Here is a 20,135-nt window from a genome sequence, read left to right as displayed (position 1 = left end):
TTAATTTCTCTCAGGCTCTGCTATTTTTTGGGCAACGCGTAAAACAGAACTACGTGCTCGCACATTCTCACTAATTTCTTGTGGCGAAGGTTTTAATGCCTTTCCGACTGCTTTTAAGGTTTTTCCATGTTGCATTTGTGCTTCTGTCAATGGTAAACCAGATGGGTATTCGCGACCTTTCTCTTGCTTACGAATAAAGCGTTTTACAATTCTGTCCTCAAGTGAATGAAAACTAATAACAGATAAGTGTCCGCCAATAGCAAGAATATCTAACGCCCCTTCTAATACTTTTTGAATTTCTTCTAATTCACTATTGATATAAATTCGTATCCCTTGAAAGGCACGTGTTGCAGGGTGTTTATTTTTCTCTCTTTTTAGGGCAAAGACGTTCAATCAATTTTGCTAATTGCAAGGTACGTACAAAAGGAGTTTCTTTGCGATCCTCGACAATGGCTCGAGCAATGCGGTAGGCGAATTTTTCTTCGCCAAATGTTTTTAACACCCAGCCAATATCATCAACATCCGCTTTTGCTAACCAATCTGCCGCACTGATACCCGATGTTGGATCCATGCGCATATCTAAGGGGCCATCTCGCATGAAGCTAAATCCACGCTCGGCATCATCAAGCTGTGGCGAAGAGACTCCGAGATCTAAAAGCACGCCATCAATTTTACCTTCTAGACCTAATGCTTTGATATAGTCAGCTAGACCTGAGAATGGCCCATGAATAATGGTAAAACGCGGATCTTCTAACATCAGCGCCTCCCCCGCAGCGATTGCACGAGGATCCCTATCGATCGCAATTAATCGACCATTTTCACCGAGTTGTTTTAAAATATGACGAGAATGGCCACCTCTACCAAATGTGCCATCTACATAGATACCCGCTTTGTTAAGTGCTAAGCCATTAACTGCTTCGTCGAGCAATACCGTGATATGTTCAGCCATTACAGTGAAAATCCTTTTAGTCGTTCGCTCAATTCATCGTTTGAAGGTAAACCCTGTTGCAAATCTTGTTGTACTTGTTGATGCCACATCGCTTCATCCCAGAGTTCAAATTTATTTAATTGGCCCACTAACATCGTTTTTTTTTGTAGCTGTGCATGTTGCCTTAATGTGGGGGCTATTAAGGTACGTCCACCTGCATCTAATTCACACTCAGTTGCGTATCCCAAAATTAATCGTTGTAAACGTCTTTCCTGTGGATCGGTACTGGATAACAAGCGCAATTTGTTTTCTATTAATAACCACTCATTAATGGGATAGAGCAATAGACAAGGTGATTGCAAATCGATAGTGCAGACAAATTGCCCTTGGCAAGTATCGCCCAACCATTCGCGATACCGCGTTGGAATAGCAATTCTTCCTTTACTATCAAGATTAATAGCACTCGCACCACGCAACATTAATTAGCTTCCACGCTCTGAGTCGTTAAAATTCAAAAATTATGACACAAAAATCCACATTTAAACACTTTTTACCACATTTAGTGTTGCAAGTGTAATAAAGTCGCTAATTATTGCAAGTCAAGGGAAGTAAATTTATCTGCGCTATATCTCAAAAAAAAATTTACGTTTATTTGTTTTTTATAAAAAACAAAACAAAAAGCCACATGTGAAATTAACATCAAATTTGTTCATCTACTGTGTGAGCATGTTATACTGCCCAGCTTATAAAATTTTTTATCCATTTAATAAAGGAACATCCTTTGCAAGAGCAACAATTAAAAGCGTTTGTGTTACAACAAATTGAAGACATGAAAGCGAAAGATATTACTGTCGTTGACGTATCAGAAACATCAGATGTCACCAACACAATGATCATTTGTACTGGTAACTCTAAACGTCACGTCCGCTCAGTAGCAGAACAAACCGCCCTCGCTGCTAAAAAAGAAGGCGAAGCTCCATTAGGGATAGAAGGACTAGAAGGCAGTGAATGGGTACTCGTTGACCTAGGAAATGTCGTACTACATGTCATGCAAGACGAAACTCGTCAGTTCTACCAATTAGAAAAACTTTGGGAACAGTCAGCTTAATGAAAATTCAGTTAATCGCAGTCGGTACTAAAATGCCTGACTGGGTTGAAAAAGGATATCAAGAGTACGCGCGTCGATTTCCTAACGATATGCAACTGGAATTGTTAGAAATAAACGCGGGTAAACGCGGCAAAAATGCGGACATAAAGCGCATTTTAAAAAAAGAGGGGGAATTAACCCTCGCTGCCATCCCCAAGGGTAATAAGATAGTCACCCTAGAAGTGACCGGTAAAGCGTGGACAACCGAACAACTCGCCCAAGAGATGGTAAAGTGGCAACTCGATGCACGAAATATTAGTTTGTTAATCGGAGGTCCTGAAGGATTAGCACCGGAGTGTATCGAAAAATCCGAACAACGTTGGTCTCTTTCTGCACTAACTCTTCCCCATCCATTAGTGCGTATCATTGTTGCTGAAAGTTTATATAGGGCTTATACATTAACCATTAATCACCCCTATCACCGTGAGTAATTCGTGGTAAAGAAAAAAATTAACATAAGAAATCACTCCGCAGAGTCAGCACTATTTATGCGCCGAACATTGTGGTGTTTATCTTTATTATTATCGCTATTGGTATTTTAATTAGTAACCTTTATTACTTACAGATCAATTCCTTTGAAAGTTATCAAACACGTTCAAATTCAAACCGTATTAGCGTACAAACTATTCCGCCTAATCGCGGCTTAATTTATGATAGAAATGGCATAATTTTAGCTGAGAACCGACCTGTTTACAGTCTTGATGTTATTGTTAATAAAACAAAAAATCTTAAAGCCAATTTGTTGGAATTGCAAAAGCTCCTATCATTAACCGATCAAGATATTGAACATTTTTATCGTAATAACCGCCATGCAAGATCTTACAAATCAATCACCATCAAAGAGCAATTAACAGAAAAAGAAGTCGCCTTATTCACTGTAAACCAACATAAGTTTGTCGGCTTTTCTATCCAAGCAAGCCTAAAACGTTTTTATCCCTTTGGTGATGCCTTTACCCATGTTCTTGGTTATATTGCCAAAATCAATAGTCGCGATTTAAAAAATATTGAACAGCGTGGTGAAAGCTCAGTTTATCGTGGTACTAAATATATCGGAAAACTCGGCATTGAAAGGTATTACGAAGATATCTTGCATGGTTCTCCAGGACAACGACAAGTGGAGGTTGATAGTTGGGGTAAAGTGATCCGTACCCTTGATTACACAGCCCCCATACCCGGTAAAGATTTAAAACTAAATATCGATATAAAATTACAACTAAAGGCACAGGAACTTTTAGGAAATCAACGTGGCAGCGTGATAGTAATGAATGCAAAAACGGGCGGCATTTTAACCCTTATTTCCACCCCGAGTTATGACCCTAACCTTTTTGTTCAAGGAATTAGCAACAAAAACTATCAAGCGCTGATCAATTCGACCGATCGCCCTCTCATCAATAGGGCAACACAGGGTCGTTATCCTCCGGCCTCAACAATCAAACCGCAAATGGCATTGGTGGCATTAAATACAGATGTTATTACCGAAAACACTGTGATTAACGATCCGGGATGGTGGATTGTACCAGGTACAAAACGTCGTTTTAGAGACTGGAAACGTTGGGGGCATGGAAAGGTCGATGTTAAACATGCAATAGAGCAAAGTTGCGACACTTTTTTCTACGACGCCTCCTATAAAATTGGCATTGATCGCATTAACCCATTTATGGAAAGTTTTGGCTTTGGTCAGTACAGTGGTTTGGATATTTCCGAAGAAACCAAAGCAATAATGCCTTCCCGAGAATGGAAACAAGCTCGTTTTCGCCAACCGTGGTATGACGGTGACACTATATCTATCGGTATTGGCCAAGGTTACTGGACAGTAACGCCTATTCAATTAACTAAAGCCACAACAATTTTAGCTCGCCGAGGGGAGATTGTCGAACCACGTATTTTAAAATCGATAATCTCTGCAAAGGGCTCTTTTTCACCAATCAGTGAAACGAAACAACCTATTCAAGTAAATAATCCCCACTATTGGGATATCGCACTAAATGCAATGCGAGGAGTAACCAGTGAACAAACAGGTACTGCGCATAGAGCCTTTGCTGATACAGCCTATACGGTTGCGGGGAAATCGGGTACAGCGCAAGTCGTCAACATGAAAGAAGATGAAAAATATGATGCTAGCACCATGAAAGAACACCACCGAGATAACGCCATGTTTGTTGCCTTTGCCCCCTTTGACTCTCCAGAAGTCGTTGTCACTGTCATCTTAGAAAATGCGGGAGGCGGAAGCTCACACGCGGCACCCATTGCAAGAACAATGCTTGATGAGTATTTCAATAATAAAGCAGTAAATTCTCAATCATTGAGGTTTTAATTATGGTTAGTACACAAGCTCAAAAGAGTATTTTCTATCGTTTGCATATTGACCCATTCCTGTTGTTGGGTATTTTTACTTTAATGGCAATGAGTTTAGCTATTCTCTATTCCGTGGGAGGGATGGAGATGTTAAATAGACAGGTTGTTCGTTTAACTATCGCTTTTACGGTAATGCTAGTATTAGCCCAAATATCACCAGAAATTTATGAACGCTGGACACCGGCTATCTTTATCATTTGCGTCTTATTATTGATTGCCGTTTTAGTTGTTGGACATACAGGTAAAGGTGCACAGCGCTGGTTAGATCTCGGCTTTACAAAATTCCAACCATCAGAAGTCATGAAGCTTATTATGCCCTTCATGGTGGCCTATTATATCAGCCAATACACACTTCCACCGCGCATTAAACAAATCTTTATTGCTATTACTATTATTATTATTCCAACCTTATTGATTGCGAAACAACCCGATTTAGGCACATCAATTTTAATTGCTTCATCGGGTATTTTTGTGCTCTTTTTATCCGGTGTATCATGGTTATATATTGGAGTGGCGACGGCAGCAATTTTAGCGTTTATCCCTATTCTATGGTTTTATTTAATGCATGACTATCAACGAGGCCGCGTCTTAACATTACTTAATCCTGAAGCAGATCCTCTTGGTACAGGCTACCACATTATTCAATCGAAAATAGCCATTGGCTCTGGTGGTTTATGGGGTAAAGGTTGGTTACAAGGCACCCAATCCCAATTGGAGTTTTTGCCTGAACGACATACCGATTTTATATTTTCTGTTTTTTCCGAAGAATTTGGCTTCGTCGGTATACTGGTATTATTAACAATCTATATTTTAATTATTGCACGCGGACTATGGATAGCTAATCAAGCACAAAATGCTTTCACTCGTGCCGTTGCAGGCTCAATTATATTAACATTTTTTGTCTATATTTTTGTTAATATTGGGATGGTTAGTGGCATTTTACCCGTCGTTGGTGTGCCTCTGCCATTAATCAGTTTTGGTGGAACCTCTATAGTGACATTACTCGCAGGTTTTGGTGTGCTAATGTCGATTAACACTCACAAACGCTTCAACAGAAAATAAGGGAAATAAAGGAATAATGAGACGATTTAATTTTACCATTTTACTGATAGCCCTTAGCTCACTACTAATCAGCTGCTCTAGTTCAAACAATCGTTATAAAATAAAGGATGACCATAAACCAGCTGAAATCCCACCACTCGCCCATGTTGAAGATGCAACACCTCGTTATGAACCCTATTCTCGTGGGGGGAATAGCGATTACACGGTACGCGGAATTAAATATAAAGTGCTCAAGAATATTAGCGAATTTAACGAGTCAGGTAAGGCTTCATGGTATGGTAAAAAATTCCACGGCCACCTTACCTCCAATGGCGAACGTTATAATATGTTCGCCATGAGTGCTGCGCACAAAAATCTCCCTTTACCTAGCTATGTAAAAGTGACCAACTTAAAAAACAATAAACAAGTGATAGTGCGGGTAAATGACCGCGGTCCTTTCCACGAAGGACGAATTATTGACCTCTCCTATGCGGCTGCAGATAAGTTGGATATGTTAAATGCAGGGACTGCCGATGTGGCTATTACATTACTGCACTTTCCTCAGGAAGAAAATTTAGAGGATCATATTGGCGAAGAGTTTTATGTCCAATATTTGGTGACTTCACAACAGGATAAGGCACAGCAGCAAGGCCAAAAAAATGCGCAGCTTTACCAAGCAAAGCATCAAATAATAGAGGGCGATAACAAATATAAACTGCGTTTAGGTCCATTCAATAGTGCATTAAAAGCACAAGAAATACTTAAAAAAATACGCGTTGTACACCCTAGTGCATTTATTATTAAGCAAAAACAACCTTAAAATAATACCCATCGGATTAAGTATGTGATCCCAATTTTGCGTAGGAAAAACAGCTTAATTCAAGGCGTAATTTGACGTAAATGGTTATTCCCTTTGCGAAAATTACAACGCAGCAGTAAGTTGTTTTAACCAGTAAAATAGATCAGCTATTTATCGGAATTGGTATTATTACGCAAATATCCAGGCACATTCGTGGTTATCGATTTAGCTCCCCAGCGAATAAAACGTTGCGCGGTTTGCAAATCATCAATGGTCCAAACATGATATTCATAGCCATTATTAATGATCCCAGTAACAAAGGCTTCATTAATATATTCACAATTACTGCTAAAACCATCGGCTTGGCATCGCTGCAACTGTTGTAGCGTGTCGGCCAGTGAGGGTGATAATTCGCCTTGCGCGTTAAGTATGACATCACAAAGCCAAAAAACATGAAAATGACTTGCCTGAGACTTTAAGGCCTGCACCACTTCAATAGAAAAACAGAGAAATACCACCTGCTGCGCAGTGAGATGCGACTTTTTAACCTCCTCAAGTAATGTTGGAATAATTTCAAGACCTGATTTGATCTCAATATATATCTTTTTTGACACAGGAATAGTACGCAACACTTCGGCAAGTGTTGGCATCAAACAGTTTTGGTAACAACGGCTATGATGCGAGCCAACATCAAGTTTACGCAATGCTGCTAATGTTGACTGAGCAATATCGCTGTTTATATTAGTAATACGTTCTGTGTTTGTGTCGTGAAAACAGACTATAAATCCATCTTTAGTTAATTGGAAATCGCCTTCAATGGCATCCGCTTGCTGTTGCCAAGCGAGCTCAAAAGCTGCCAGCGTATTTTCAGGTGCATCCTTTGATGCGCCTCGATGTGCAACAATCATGACATTCTCCCAAATACACCGGCCGCCTTTAAAGGTATTCCGATTTAATTAAATTAACGTAATCACTGCCCCGCTATTTTCATTTTTTTGATTAAAATAGAGCCCGTTTTCAAACTACTACGTGGGTCGATATCATCGGCAATCGCTTCAATATCCATAAACATCTCTTTTAAATTACCAGCAATAGTTATCTCATGAACAGGGTAAGCAATTATGCCATTTTCAATCCAAAAGCCAGCCGCACCACGGGAATAGTCTCCCGTCACCATGTTAACGCCCTGCCCCATTAACTCAGTAATAAAAAGACCTGAGCCCATCTGCTTGAACAGCGCCGCGCGATCTAAACCACTGCCATTAACAAACCAATTGTGGATACCGCCTGCATGCCCGGTACTGTCCATGTTCATTTTACGTGCTGCATACCCCGTCAATAAATAAGTTTGCAAAACGCCCTGCTCTACAATATTACGGGTAATCGTTTTACCACCTTCTTGATCAAAGGGAGCACTGGCAATGCCCTTAGACAAATGTGGTTTCTCTGCAATTTCAAGCCACTCAGGAAATATTTGCGTCTCTAAGCTATCAAGTAAAAAGCTCGATTTTTTGTAAAGATTGGTGCCGCTAATGGCCCCCACTAAGTGACCAAATAAACTACTTGCAACTTCCGGTGCAAAAATAACCGGAGCTTGCTGGGTTTTTATTTTCTGCGCGCCTAAACGATTCACGGCTCGTTTGATGGCATCCTCTGCGACCCATTTTGCAGAAAATAGATCCTGAATATCTCGCCCACTGGTGTAGCTATAATCGCGTTGCATCTCTTGTTCTTGCTGCGCAATCAGCATGCAGCTTAGACTATGGCGACTGCTTGCATAGCTATTTAAAAAACCATGGGTATTGCCATAAACTTTAATACTGGAATGGCTATTTACCTGTGCACCATCGGAATTGACAATGCGTTTGTCGCCGCCTAAGGCTAAATCTTCGCACTCCTTGGCAATAGCCAATAAGTAATCCGTATTATGGGTATTGGGGTGGTAGAGATCTAAATCCTGTGGATTTCTCTCCAAATATTGCTCATCAAGTAATCCCGCGTATTTATCAACACTGGTATATTTAGCAATATTAACCGCTGCTTTGACTGATGCGTGAATCGCCTCTGAACTAAGGTCGGCTGTCGAAGCACTGCCCTTACAATGATTAACATAAACACTGATGCCCATGGCGCCATCATTATTGAACTCAATATTTTCAACTTCACCCAAGCGCGTATTTACAGAAATGCCTGCTGTTTTACCTAATGCAACTTCAGCTTGATCAACCCCTAATTGTTTGGCAATAGTTAACGCTTCCTGTACAGCCTCTTCGAGCTGTTGTTTCTGTTCAATCATAAGTAATACACCACTAAAATTAAAATATATAAGCAAAGAATAACATGCTTTAGTACAAGCTTCCTGTGAAGATGCTATGATATGCATAATTATGAGTCGATGCCATGCACTTCGCTGTGAATGCGCTAAAATCATTGCACTATTTTTCCTCAATCGTTATAGAAAAGAACCCTATGAACCACAAAGTAGAAGAAATCCAAGAAGAAGATGAGATCAGTAAATCACAAATAAAACGTGAAGCTGAAGCCTTAAAGTTAGTCGGCCATCAATTAGTCGCTTTGAATAAAAAACAGTTAGCGCAAATACCTGCTAGTGAACTATTATTACATGCAATTTCCGTCGCCCATAAAATAGTAGGCAAACATGAAGCGCTGCGTCGTCAAATGCAATATATTGGTAAGGTATTACGCAGTGAAGATATCGAAGCAATCACCGCAACCATTGATAAATTAAACAATAAACATCAACAGTTAACTCATGCCTCACAGAAGTTAGAGCAATTATGCGATGATTTAGTTGCACAGGGGGATCCTAAAATTAACCAATTATTAGCCGATTTCCCACAACTCGAGCGACAAAAATTGCGTCAGCTGGTACGTCAGGCAAATAAAGAGATAAAACAAGAAAAGCCATTAAAAACGGTTAAAGAGCTATTTGCCTACTTAAAACCAACTTGTTTATAACAATGACCTTATGTTACGTCTTGCTCTGCTACCCTAGGGAACGTCTGACAAAGCATCTGAGGTAACATGGGTATATTTACTGTTAATGCAGTATACTGCCAGCATACATATAACTAACTGAGACAAATAATGAGCGACATCAATCCAATACTGAGTGAATTTTTAACTGAAATAAAACCAACTCAACAATTATGGGCATTGCAAGATAAAGAGAGTGAAGATTGGGTCGTCCTTGATTCTCTCCATTATCAAGAAACCGAAGTAATGCCTCTCTGGTCTAGCGCAGAACTTGCACAGCAACACTGTACTGAAGAATGGTCAGCGTATCTCCCGGCTGCAATTTCACTAGCTGAATGGTTAGAGTTTTGGGTGGCAGACCTTGTTGAAGATGATATTGTCATTGGCATTAATTGGCTAGGTGAAGAAAGTGATCTGGAAATTGATTTAGATGAATTAACACATGCATTAGCAGAAATAGAAACGTTATAACTATAGCCGAAATAGAAATGTTATAACCATAAAATGTACTTTTTTATAAAGTGCATTTTATTTCCCCCCCATCTCTATACCCCATTGAATTTATTCCCCCTACACATAGCAATTACTATCAGATATAAAAGCAGCCTTAATTGCTACAACATATCGCGGTAAAAGAAACAAAAAAAGGTGACTCTTGCGACCCACCTTTTAGCAATGCAATGTTAATTACAATGTTTAGTTAATTGTTGTTACTCGGCTAAAGCGTGTTCCATCGAAACTACTGGTGCGTAGGTAAATTTTACCAGAAACCTTAGGTTTATTAGCTTGATCATAACTTAACCAGTTTTTACCATCTGTGCTGTATTGAATCGGTAACCCAGGTAAATCAACATTCGCTTCAAGCACACCATCGGCAATAATTGCACCAGGTACAGATAGACGGTATTCAACATTGTGAGCTTCTAATTTCTCTAATTGGCGTTGACCAATTAGATTCGCAAAATTATTCCACTCTTGTTGTAATAGATCTTTATTAACAAAATCAGTATCACCTGAGAACTCACGCCCTTGCACATAATCTAATTCGAAACCACCTTTATGCCAAGCACGCTCTGCAACAGAGAAAATACGTGGGTAAACCATATATTCATATTGGGCATCGGTACGTACTGTTTCACTCCACTGTTGACCAGAGATACCATGAAATTTGGCAACGGGTTGCTCTGCTTTTGCCGTGAAGCTATTGCCATCACGATCAACCGATGTTTCCGCATTTTGCTGAATATTTTCTGGTGCAAATGCAAATACTTTGCGTGTATCGTTAAAGCGAGTTGCCCAGTAATATCCACGCTCTGCTGGATGCACTTCATTAGGGAAATCGAAGTACAAGTAATCAGGATTTGATAATACTACTTTATATCCTTTATTCGCCCATTTGTAAGCTTCGTTATGGCCACCCCAGAAGAGCGTTTCCCAGAAGTTCACGGTTGTATCTTTGGTTGCAAAATCCTCTGGACCAGCAGCATATTTCAAGCCATCTTCCCACGCCTGTAACGTTGAAATACCTTTATCATTGACAAGCTTGCTGACTTCTTTAGCAAAATAGGAAGGCATATCTTGCAGATTAGCAATTTTTCCATCGGCAATTAATTTAGCGCACATCGGTGATTTACCAAACGGTACATCTTGCTTGCTAGAATCTACATTACCACGCCATCCCACTAAATCTTCTGCTTTTGTGACGTTCGGATCTTGATAACCACCACCTTGCATGATGTTTTTAAATTCATCACCACCGTAGTGCCATGCACTTAGAGGCTGTCCAGCCGCTTTATGCATCGCCGCCATCTCACTCATTACTTTTTTAACAAATGCCGTTGAACCAGGTTGGCAAGGGTTAATAAAGGATAGCTTATCGTAGAATTGGATCGTTGTAACATTTGATCTGTCCTTAGGATCCGTCAGACGATATTCATTGGCGGCCTTCTCGTTACCTTTTTCCATCAAACGTTTATATCGTGCTTCCATTGAAACAACCGCTGCACGGGCATGCGCTGGCATATTGATTTCAGGAATCACCGTTACACCGCGAGCTTGCGCATATTTGACTAGCGAAATATAGTCGTTTTTACTATAGAATCCAGAGCCTTGGTTATTCGTATCAGGGCCAGATCCCAATTGCGGCATTAAACATGTCGTTTCACTTTCATCATGACAACGCTGACTACCGACATCCGTCAGTTCTGGTAAACCAGGTATTTCTATGCGCCACCCTTCGTCATTAGTTAATCCTAAGTGAAGTTTGTTAAGTTTCATCGCCGCCATTTGATCCACTAATTTGTAAAGCGTATCAAGGCTACGGAAGTGACGTGCGACGTCAGTTTGCATACCACGATAAGGGAATCGAGGCGCATCTTCAACAACCATTGGGCTAACCATATGATCGTTTACACCAAGTAAAGAGATAAGTGATTGCGCGCCCCAGAAAGCCCCATCTACATCATGGCCTTTAATCACTGCACCTTTTTGAGTAATACTTAAATCATAACCTTCACTCTGTTCAATTTTGCTACCGAGTCTGATAATGACCGGATAACCTTGATCAGATAACGATACACCCAGTGCTGTTAATGAATCTTTGATGGCAGCAATACGATCATCTGGCAAACCTTTAACAGATAGTTTTACAGAAGATAGATCAACTTGAGGACCCGCAAGAATTTTTTGCTGTAACGGTGTAGGTAAAATCAGATCATCAATCGCATTAGCTGCAAGATGGCTGCTGCTAAGGTTAGCTTGGTAGCGTGTTTCACTATTCATTAATATATTGTTATCACCAGCATTACGCTTCCAGCCATCTTTTGGCATCGGTTTTTCGTAGCTGCTTGCATCGTCAATATCCGTCATACTTGCAATAACTTTAGGCGTAGCACCTTCAGCTGCAACATACCAGTTTGGCATAATGTCAGATTCGAATAATACCCAATACTCAACGACTAACGGAATTTCTACTGTATTATCTTTATTAAATCCAGCGAATTTTTCAGTCGGAGTCAAACGGTAAAGATCACCTGTAACGTGCTGAATATCAAATTGTTCATTATCAACACGTTGAATGCGACGAATAGAAGAAATATAGATACTCCATTCTTTTGAGGTTACATCAATGCCAGTATTAGTAAGGTGTAACTTCGCTATACCACAAGCAGCCCACTCACTTGCTAATGCCTGACAATCGATGCCAGCGGCAGCGCCATCATTGCTAACAACTTCATATTTTACAATCAAATTATCAGCCAATGAATCAACAACAGACTGCTGACTAGAAGCTGCTTGTACAAAAGAAACCTGCGCTGCAGACATGGCGATAGCTAATAGAGAATATTTCAACTTCATAACGGTGCTCTCATCTTGTTGGTTATTAACGGCCCCAATCCTGGACCAACTAGTAATATCAGAGGAAGGCTATCTATGTTTGTTCACATAAACGGTTGCTGTTCAATATCGGCAATAAATTTAGCGAATATGTATGAAAGCAGCTCTATGCTCCACTCACCAAGACAAATCTTATGCAGCTTCCCTGCATACGTTACAAAATAATAATGGCAGCCAATAAGCCATTAACACTCAGTAAATAATGATATAAAAATCAATCATTGCTTAGCACAGTGAAACGTATTTGTTTAAGTTAGATTAAACAGATAAGCCTCAAACCTTGAATTCAGAATAAAAGAATTATTTCGCGATGCAAATTAAACAAATCAGAAGCGTGATTTTTATCACTTAAAGATATAAAAATGTTATTTCAAAGCGACAAACAATAACACTTAATGATCGATGAAAATTAATTAGATCAAAAATTCAACAGCACGCACTGGCAATGCAAAACATTATTGACCACAAAGAAACCACACCAGCCAAAAAATAACTAAAAACAACTTACAGAGTAACAGTTAAAGCACAGACAACAAACAGCAACAGCAACACAACAAGCCACTGTTTTAAAACAACTTTAAAATTCACAGAATAAAACTAAAAATACGAAACATCACGAACAACATCTAACAACCCACAAAAACATGCTCAAGATCTAAAAAACATACAAACAAGCACGGCTGGCATTTATAGTTTGAAGTAGCTCATATTTTCAACCACAAAACAAAAATAGAAGTTGTTATTTCGCGGCGCAAAAGTACTATTTAGTTGTTAAAAAGTTATTTTGCGTAACAAATAAACATAGTGTTTGACACTAATTTATTACCAAGCAACCAAACAGAGATACTTAATTGCTGGTAGTCAAGTCGATAAATAGGAGCAGTACAAATGAAAACTCGGATTTTTAAACGCGCATCAGTCAGTGCAGCAGTGATTACAGCAATCGCAACATGTGCGATGACAGGACAAGCCGTTGCAGCAGATGACGTCAGCCCAGAATATAAAGCTGGCTATGAGAAATTTGTTGAAGATCACAAATTAAGCGGCGGTTTGTTCTATTTCCAACGTGGTCGTGACCGTATGCAAGGTAAACCCGATCAAGATGGTAAATATCATTCAAATCTAAGCCACACAACCACACAGCTAGCACTGAACTATAACTCAGGATATGCATGGGATATGGTCGGTCTAGATTTAGCTGGTTTTACTGCCTATGACTTGGCCGTTGATGAAAGTAACCCTGTCAATCAAGAAAATGAATTCTCCTTTGCTGCCTCTAAATTTGGTGACAATTATAAATCAGGTAATGATGGTACACCTGCAAATGGCTACAGCATTACAACTGCTGCGCTTAAGTTAAAAATGTTTGATGGTGCGATGACAGCGAAAGCCGGTCATACGCAACTCTATGTACCGGGGATCATTGGCGTGAACTGGTCTTATCAACCAGGTACTTACCAAGGTGGACAAGTGGAAGGTAATTTTGGTCCACTTTATGTAACCTATGCATACGCTAATGAATATAAAGCACCATGGTTTAAACAAACTGGCAAGTTCTACAAAGCACAAGCATGGGGTTCGTTAACGAGCGAAAATGAAATTGACTACATTCACGGTCTAGCAGCTCGTTATACTATTGACGGTGGTCCAACGTTAACTGCATCATATGGTCAATCTGAAGGCTGGATGGATAGCTATTTTGCTAAAGTAGCACACACCTTCGATATTATGGGTGGTTTAAATACAAGCTACCAATTCTATGGTTCAGAAACTAATGATAATTTCTACGATGGTTTAGCACAATTACATGCAATTACCTTAGGCACCACCCAAGGTGCATATAGCTACCGTTTAGAGGGAACATATGTTAAGGCGGAAGGTGACTCAGGTAACTATCTACCTCGTATGACTAAGGGTTACGGAAACTCGCAGGGTGCATTGGAAATTTGGTGGGATTCTCGATCTGACTGGAATCACAATAATGAAAAGGCTGTTTTTACTGGTGTAACGCGTACACTGGATGATTTAGTTGACGCAAAAGGTTGGGCAGTTGGTCTTTCTGGTGCCTACGGTTGGGATGCTGAAAATGGTGATGGCTCTCTAACTAACGGTAAAGAGTACGCCTATAACGTTGATGTAATGTATACAGTGCAAGATGGCTACCTAAAAGGGACATTATTTAAACTGCACTATACTGATTACACCAACAAGCAAGATGACCTAGGTGATTGGGCTTATCCAAACATGTTCTCGTCAGAGAAAGACGTAAAATTCCATGTTGTGATCCCATTCTCCATCATATAGTTGCTAATAGATTGTAATTATTTCCAGTGTAACTTAGCCGTTTAGCAAACCTAAACGGCTTTTTAGCTGATTACTCATCGCTAACATCATTATCTTGTTCAATCAGCTTATATTTTAATAACTCATGAATTGTGACCACGCCGAGACATCCTGTTGATTGTTCATTTTGTACTACGACGATGGCTTCAGGATCCTGTAAAAATATCTCATCAAGATCAGCAACGTGGCTAGTTAATGTCAGCCGAGAAAAGGCCCGATTCATCACCTGGTGAACTCGTTTTTCGAGGGTTAAAAGATCTCTTTTTTGCTCCCCTTCCGTATCAAGATAAGGGCTTAATGCAGCAAACATATCTTTGGATCTTAAAATACCAATACATTGACCTTCATTCATAACCAAAATGTAATTATCGATTTGTCCGGAAAATAATCTCTTTGCATCAAATAAGCGTTGATCGGGTGAAATTCGACCATATTGACTATTCATTATGCGGCTAACGGTAATCAATGGTCGTTGATAAACTAAGCTGAATAGTTCTTGGCGAACGGGATTAGAAGAAGAAGATAGTATTTTTTCTAGGCTTTGTGCTTTGTTAATCAAATACCCCTGTATCAAATCTACTTTAATACGCGATAACAATTTAAATTCATCAATATTTTCAACACCTTCCGCGACGACCTTGACCCCCATTTGGTGGGCTAATTTAGTTAGCATGACTATCATAGTATATTCATTACTATCTGTCGTTAGCCCTGTAATAAAGGATTTATCGATTTTGAGAATGTTAACAGATAAATTTTTAAGATACGAAAAAGCAGAATACCCCGTGCCAAAGTCGTCAAGTGCAACCTGAACCCCCTGTTTTTGTAACTTTTCTACCCATATTTTTTGTCTTTCAATATTATCAAAGAAAGCTGATTCTGTGAGTTCAATGGTCACTTTACTTAAGTCAGCACCTGAATGCTGTAAAATTTCAATGGTTTCCTCAAGACAACATTTAGAGACGCGATCATTCGCTAAGGATCGATTAATTGCCATGCCAATCTCTTCGCATTGAAAGTGTTTTTGTAATAAAGGGAGTGCCTTTAATGCTTTTCTGGTCACTTTACGATCGATTTCATCTACCCAATCATGCTCTTCAGCTATATTGATTAATTCTTGCGTCGTGTAGCTCAATGCTGTATCTAATTTGATTCGAAGTAGAGCCTCAAATTTATTAATACGCATGCTGTTCATATCGATAATAGGTTGGTAATTAACTTCTATTTGGTCATTTATTAAAGCGGCTTTTAATAACTTAGCTAGCACCTGTTTCTTGTCGAAACGTTTTGTAAAGAGGCGATCGAAATAATAAATAGCGCCCTCATTATTGCGCGGGTTCGCTATTAATGTTTGCATACTATGGGTCATCAATTGTCCATGACTATTGGCATCAGCAAAGAGAATCGATGCCCCCATATTAATATGTAAATTGATATTGATACTAGATAGCGATTGGTCGTCGCCCATCGCTTCTAAGGTATTTTTCACTTTTTGTAATAAAAGGTTAATTTTATCGGCATCTTTATTCATCACCCAATATGCGCCAAAAATTGAATGGCTAATCAAACCTAGATGACCGTGTTGGCCTGCAATGTTAAAACGTTGCATTATTAACCACTGTATTAATGAGCTGTTTATCTTTTGTAATGATTGAGCAGTGAATGCAACAAAAACAATAGTTTTATTTGGACTAAGGCAGCTATATGCATTCTCAAGCTCTTTTGTAAATGTAATTTTATCTGGAATATATAATTTACTGTCGTTTAAATCACTACCCGTGAAGATGTCCGTAGATACATCCAGTTTGGTACTCTCTACAAAATAAAAATGTTCACCAGAGTTCAAATCTAACCGGCGCAAGATAATATCGTGGGTATAAATTTCAGCCTGTTTATTCTTAGCTAATATTTCACCGCGCCACACTTTGCACTCATCGACCTTAGACCATATTTTTCGATAAAAATCAGCCCCATAATGTCCCGGTTTTAATAGACGAGCATGTTTCCCAAGCAATTCATGCTCTAAATAACCTGTTTCGCTACAGTAAGCGTCATTGACCTTTATAATATAGTGATCAGCATCGGCAAGCATTAACGCCTTTTGAGAATGGGTAAATGTTAATATCAAGGCTTCATTTATTTGTGCTGCATAGGCGTATTTTTTTAATAGTTTTATATGCCCTACTAGCGCCAAATTAGCCTGCTTTTTATCTTCAAAATTAACATAAAACTCAATAAGGTACTCGTCATTCAATAGCGTAGATAAAAAGGTATTTGTACTACTTTGCTGGCTAACTAAAGTGTTTTTAATCTGCTGCTGTAGTTCAATCGTCTGTTTTTCACCGAAGCTTTTACAAATACTATCTAGAGTAAGCTGAACCTTTTTGTCATAGCCTAAAAAATCTAATAACTGCGCATCACAAGTTAACTTTCCCGTTGATAAGTCACACCTCCATTGAAAAAAGGGTATTTTGTCGGCCATTATATTCTTTTTATTAGATTTGTTTATTTGCATACTCAATCTCTCTATCAAAACAGCTAAAAATGGCTATTTAGCAACAATCATAGTGTGAATGTTACAGGTTATTAAAATAAATCAATTTAAAATCACTACTATAATCATCTATTAAATAACTAAGGGAGTAAATCTTATTAACTGAAAATTCAACACACAGCACACAATAGCGATGAAATGAAGTATGGGTTATGAATTTTACACAGAAAGAAACGATCAATGAGAAGCGTAAATTATCGATATCCTTTGCGAAACTGACAAAGAGTAAGTGCGTGATTTTGCCTATTAAATAGGCCCGTTATTTATGTCTATTGCTAATAATTACCTATTTTAAAAATATTCTGCTAAGTAAGTCATACATCCTAAAAAATTAACATGCAATTATTAAAAATAGGTCTTCGCTCACTATTTCTTAAAAATTAATCAATGTTATTTTGTGTCTAAGTGAAATTTAAATTACCCTAGCATTGTTTGCATAAAAACAAGGTGTTGTAGTCATTAAGCAAGCAAATATATAGCTATAGCACTAACAATAATAACTATAGATTTGTTAAGGGTTTCTCTTTTAACAAAATAAAACATAAATATTATAAGGAAATATTATGACTTTTAAACATTTACTCGCAGGCTTCGCCGCAATCGCAGTGGTAGGCTGTTCTTCTACTCCAGCAAATAATGATCAAGCTGCAGCTGAAACAGCAGTTGTTGCCGATGCTGGCGAAACTAATATCCCTGGTTTATATACACCAGCTCCAGATCAAGCTGTGATCTACTACAAACGTGCTGACAACGATTATACGGACTGGGGTCTACACCTTTGGTCTGGTGATGTAGTTGAAGAAACTAGCTGGTACGATGCATTCCCTCTAACAGGTGTTTCAGATAAATACGGCGCATACTACGTTGTACCACTTAAAAGTGCTGATTGGAAAGAGTTCAAATTTATTGTACACATGGGTAATTCAAAAGATTTAGGTGGTCTTGACCACTCTTACTCACGTGAAAAATTCGGTGTAGATGTATTTACTACCGAAGGCAGTGCTGTACTAAAAGCAATCCTGAAATGTAAGCGACTAGCTTACTTTAGATCTTTATAGTAAATAAAGGTGCCTAACGGCACCTTTTCTATATAAGTGAATTAATTTGTTCCACCGACTGTCAATTGATCTATTTTCAAGGATGGCTGCCCGACCCCAACTGGGACACTTTGCCCCTCTTTGCCACAAACACCAACACCGGGATCAAGGGACAGATTATTAGCGACCATTGAGATTTTTTTCATTGCATCAAAGCCATTACCGATAAGGGTGGCACCTTTAATCGGAGCGGTAATTTTACCATCTTCAATTAAATAGGCTTCAGAAGCAGAAAATACAAATTTACCCGAAGTAATATCAACCTGCCCACCACCAAAATTGGGGGCATAAATTCCTTTTTTAACACTCTCAATTAGTTCATCATGTTCACTCTCACCATTGAGCATGTAGGTATTGGTCATTCGTGGTAAAGGCAAATGAGCATAGGATTCGCGGCGACCATTTCCGGTCGGATTAGATCCCATTAATCGGGCATTAAGCTTATCCTGCATATATCCTTTTAAAACACCATTTTCAATTAACACATTACGTTGCCCAACAGTGCCTTCATCATCAATATTAATTGAGCCACGTTGATCTTTGATTGTACCATCGTCAATCACAGTACAGTATTTAGAGGCAACTTGCTGTCCGATACAACCCGAATACGCAGAGGAGCCCTTGCGATTAAAATCACCTTCTAGCCCATGGCCAACAGCTTCATGTAAAAGCACACCAGGCCATCCTGCTCCTAAAATAACAGGCATAGAACCTGCCGGCGCTGCAACGGCATCAATATTGACCATTGCTTGACGGACAGCTTCTCGCGCATAGGAAAAAGCCATTGCTTCTCCCTCTTGGCTGTCGGTAAAGTAATCAAGGTCAAATCGTCCCCCACCACCAGCACTGCCACGCTCTCTTTTACCATTTTTTTCAATCAGCACGGAGCAGCCAAAGCGGACTAATGGACGAATATCTGAGGCTAATGTGCCATCACTTGCAACAACTAGAATTTCTTCATAAACGGCATTTAAAGAAACATTAACTTCACAGACCATTGGCTCAAGTGCACGAGTGAAAATATCGACTTGTTTTAAAAGCGTTATTTTTTTATCTTCTGATAAGCTAGCAAGAGGATCGGATGGCATATATACCAGTTTAGGCGGCGGTGATAAAGATAATTTAACTTCTCTTTCTTGACCACTTTTAGTGATACTGCGAGCAGCATTAACAGCTTCCACAATAGCTCTTTTTGATATTTGATCAGAGTAGGCAAATCCCGTTTTTTCCCCAGCAACAGCGCGTATACCAACGCCTTTCTCGATGTTATAACTGGCATCCTTAACAATACCATCTTCTAACAACCACGATTCATGACGACTGGCTTGGAAATAGAAATCAGCATAATCAATTTGCGGCATGCAAATACGCCCTAGCTGTTGTTCTAGATCGTTAAGCTGTAATTGTGCGGGTGCTAAAAAGCGCTCACAAACTTGATCGAAAGACATAGTTGTTCCTTTAAATTATAAAAAGCCGCC

14 protein-coding genes and 2 pseudogenes are annotated in these 20,135 nt (G+C 39.2%); 9 read left to right on the top strand and 7 right to left on the bottom strand.

Annotation, left to right across the window (positions count from 1 at the left end; translation table 11 throughout):
* Window positions 1-949, bottom strand: a pseudogene (rsmH, locus tag AB1A03_RS09400) (16S rRNA (cytosine(1402)-N(4))-methyltransferase RsmH).
* Window positions 949-1,407 (bottom strand): division/cell wall cluster transcriptional repressor MraZ, encoded by a 459-nt coding sequence (gene mraZ / locus AB1A03_RS09395; RefSeq protein ID WP_354624416.1) that lies wholly within the window; start codon window positions 1,405-1,407, stop codon window positions 949-951. The pseudogene rsmH and the gene mraZ overlap by 1 nt, the downstream one beginning before the upstream one ends.
* A gap of 302 nt (window positions 1,408-1,709) precedes the next feature.
* Between mraZ and rsfS the strand changes: the two genes are divergently transcribed.
* From rsfS to AB1A03_RS09370, 5 genes and pseudogenes are all read left to right on the top strand, one after another.
* Window positions 1,710-2,036 carry a ribosome silencing factor gene (gene rsfS, locus AB1A03_RS09390; protein ID WP_354624415.1) on the top strand — a complete coding sequence of 109 codons (327 nt, stop codon included), beginning with the start codon at window positions 1,710-1,712 and terminating at the stop codon, window positions 2,034-2,036.
* The gene (rlmH, locus tag AB1A03_RS09385; RefSeq protein WP_354624414.1) at window positions 2,036-2,506 is read left to right on the top strand and encodes a 23S rRNA (pseudouridine(1915)-N(3))-methyltransferase RlmH; all 471 of its coding nucleotides are present in this window, start codon (window positions 2,036-2,038) and stop codon (window positions 2,504-2,506) included. Before rsfS ends, rlmH begins: the two co-directional genes overlap by 1 nt.
* Window positions 2,507-2,509: 3 nt before the next feature.
* Window positions 2,510-4,389 (top strand): annotated as a pseudogene (mrdA, locus tag AB1A03_RS09380) (penicillin-binding protein 2).
* A gap of 2 nt (window positions 4,390-4,391) precedes the next feature.
* Complete coding sequence (gene rodA, locus AB1A03_RS09375) at window positions 4,392-5,492, top strand: rod shape-determining protein RodA (protein WP_354624413.1); 1,101 nt, start codon at window positions 4,392-4,394, stop codon at window positions 5,490-5,492.
* 16 nt (window positions 5,493-5,508) lie between these two features.
* On the top strand, window positions 5,509-6,291 hold the full coding sequence (locus AB1A03_RS09370) for a septal ring lytic transglycosylase RlpA family protein (protein WP_354624412.1): 783 nt from the start codon (window positions 5,509-5,511) through the stop codon (window positions 6,289-6,291).
* A 146-nt stretch (window positions 6,292-6,437) separates the two neighbouring features.
* Here the strand turns inward: AB1A03_RS09370 and AB1A03_RS09365 are convergent, their stop codons facing one another.
* Together AB1A03_RS09365 and pmbA are read right to left on the bottom strand one after the other, a co-directional pair.
* Window positions 6,438-7,178 carry a glycerophosphodiester phosphodiesterase gene (locus AB1A03_RS09365; protein WP_354624411.1) on the bottom strand — a complete coding sequence of 247 codons (741 nt, stop codon included), beginning with the start codon at window positions 7,176-7,178 and terminating at the stop codon, window positions 6,438-6,440.
* Window positions 7,179-7,240: 62 nt separating this feature from the next.
* Complete coding sequence (pmbA, locus tag AB1A03_RS09360; RefSeq protein WP_354624410.1) at window positions 7,241-8,566, bottom strand: metalloprotease PmbA; 1,326 nt, start codon at window positions 8,564-8,566, stop codon at window positions 7,241-7,243.
* 173 nt (window positions 8,567-8,739) lie between these two features.
* On the opposite strand from pmbA, the gene yjgA reads away from it, so the two are divergent.
* Window positions 8,740-9,249, top strand: coding sequence for a ribosome biogenesis factor YjgA (gene yjgA, locus AB1A03_RS09355; protein ID WP_354624408.1), 510 nt, complete (start codon window positions 8,740-8,742; stop codon window positions 9,247-9,249).
* A gap of 129 nt (window positions 9,250-9,378) precedes the next feature.
* Window positions 9,379-9,738, top strand: coding sequence for a DUF2750 domain-containing protein (locus tag AB1A03_RS09350; RefSeq protein ID WP_354624407.1), 360 nt, complete (start codon window positions 9,379-9,381; stop codon window positions 9,736-9,738).
* Window positions 9,739-9,963: 225 nt separating this feature from the next.
* On the opposite strand, the gene AB1A03_RS09345 is transcribed toward AB1A03_RS09350, so the two are convergent.
* On the bottom strand, window positions 9,964-12,624 hold the full coding sequence (locus tag AB1A03_RS09345; RefSeq protein ID WP_354624406.1) for a beta-N-acetylhexosaminidase: 2,661 nt from the start codon (window positions 12,622-12,624) through the stop codon (window positions 9,964-9,966).
* A 927-nt stretch (window positions 12,625-13,551) separates the two neighbouring features.
* On the opposite strand from AB1A03_RS09345, the gene AB1A03_RS09340 reads away from it, so the two are divergent.
* The gene (locus AB1A03_RS09340; RefSeq protein WP_354624405.1) at window positions 13,552-14,967 is read left to right on the top strand and encodes an OprD family porin; all 1,416 of its coding nucleotides are present in this window, start codon (window positions 13,552-13,554) and stop codon (window positions 14,965-14,967) included.
* 70 nt (window positions 14,968-15,037) lie between these two features.
* Here the strand turns inward: AB1A03_RS09340 and AB1A03_RS09335 are convergent, their stop codons facing one another.
* The gene (locus tag AB1A03_RS09335; RefSeq protein WP_354624404.1) at window positions 15,038-17,488 is read right to left on the bottom strand and encodes an EAL domain-containing protein; all 2,451 of its coding nucleotides are present in this window, start codon (window positions 17,486-17,488) and stop codon (window positions 15,038-15,040) included.
* Window positions 17,489-18,123: 635 nt separating this feature from the next.
* On the opposite strand from AB1A03_RS09335, the gene AB1A03_RS09330 reads away from it, so the two are divergent.
* Window positions 18,124-18,618 carry a pullulanase-associated domain-containing protein gene (locus AB1A03_RS09330; RefSeq protein ID WP_354624403.1) on the top strand — a complete coding sequence of 165 codons (495 nt, stop codon included), beginning with the start codon at window positions 18,124-18,126 and terminating at the stop codon, window positions 18,616-18,618.
* Between the two features lie 41 nt (window positions 18,619-18,659).
* Here the strand turns inward: AB1A03_RS09330 and tldD are convergent, their stop codons facing one another.
* A complete protein-coding gene (tldD, locus tag AB1A03_RS09325; RefSeq protein ID WP_354624402.1) occupies window positions 18,660-20,105 on the bottom strand; it encodes a metalloprotease TldD in 1,446 nt (481 codons plus the stop codon).
* Window positions 20,106-20,135 lie beyond the last annotated feature (30 nt).

It is taken from the genome of Psychromonas sp. MME2 (assembly GCF_040566515.1).
In the GTDB taxonomy this organism is placed as follows: Bacteria; Pseudomonadota; Gammaproteobacteria; order Enterobacterales; family Psychromonadaceae; genus Psychromonas.
This window is presented reverse-complemented; position numbering and strand designations above follow the sequence as displayed.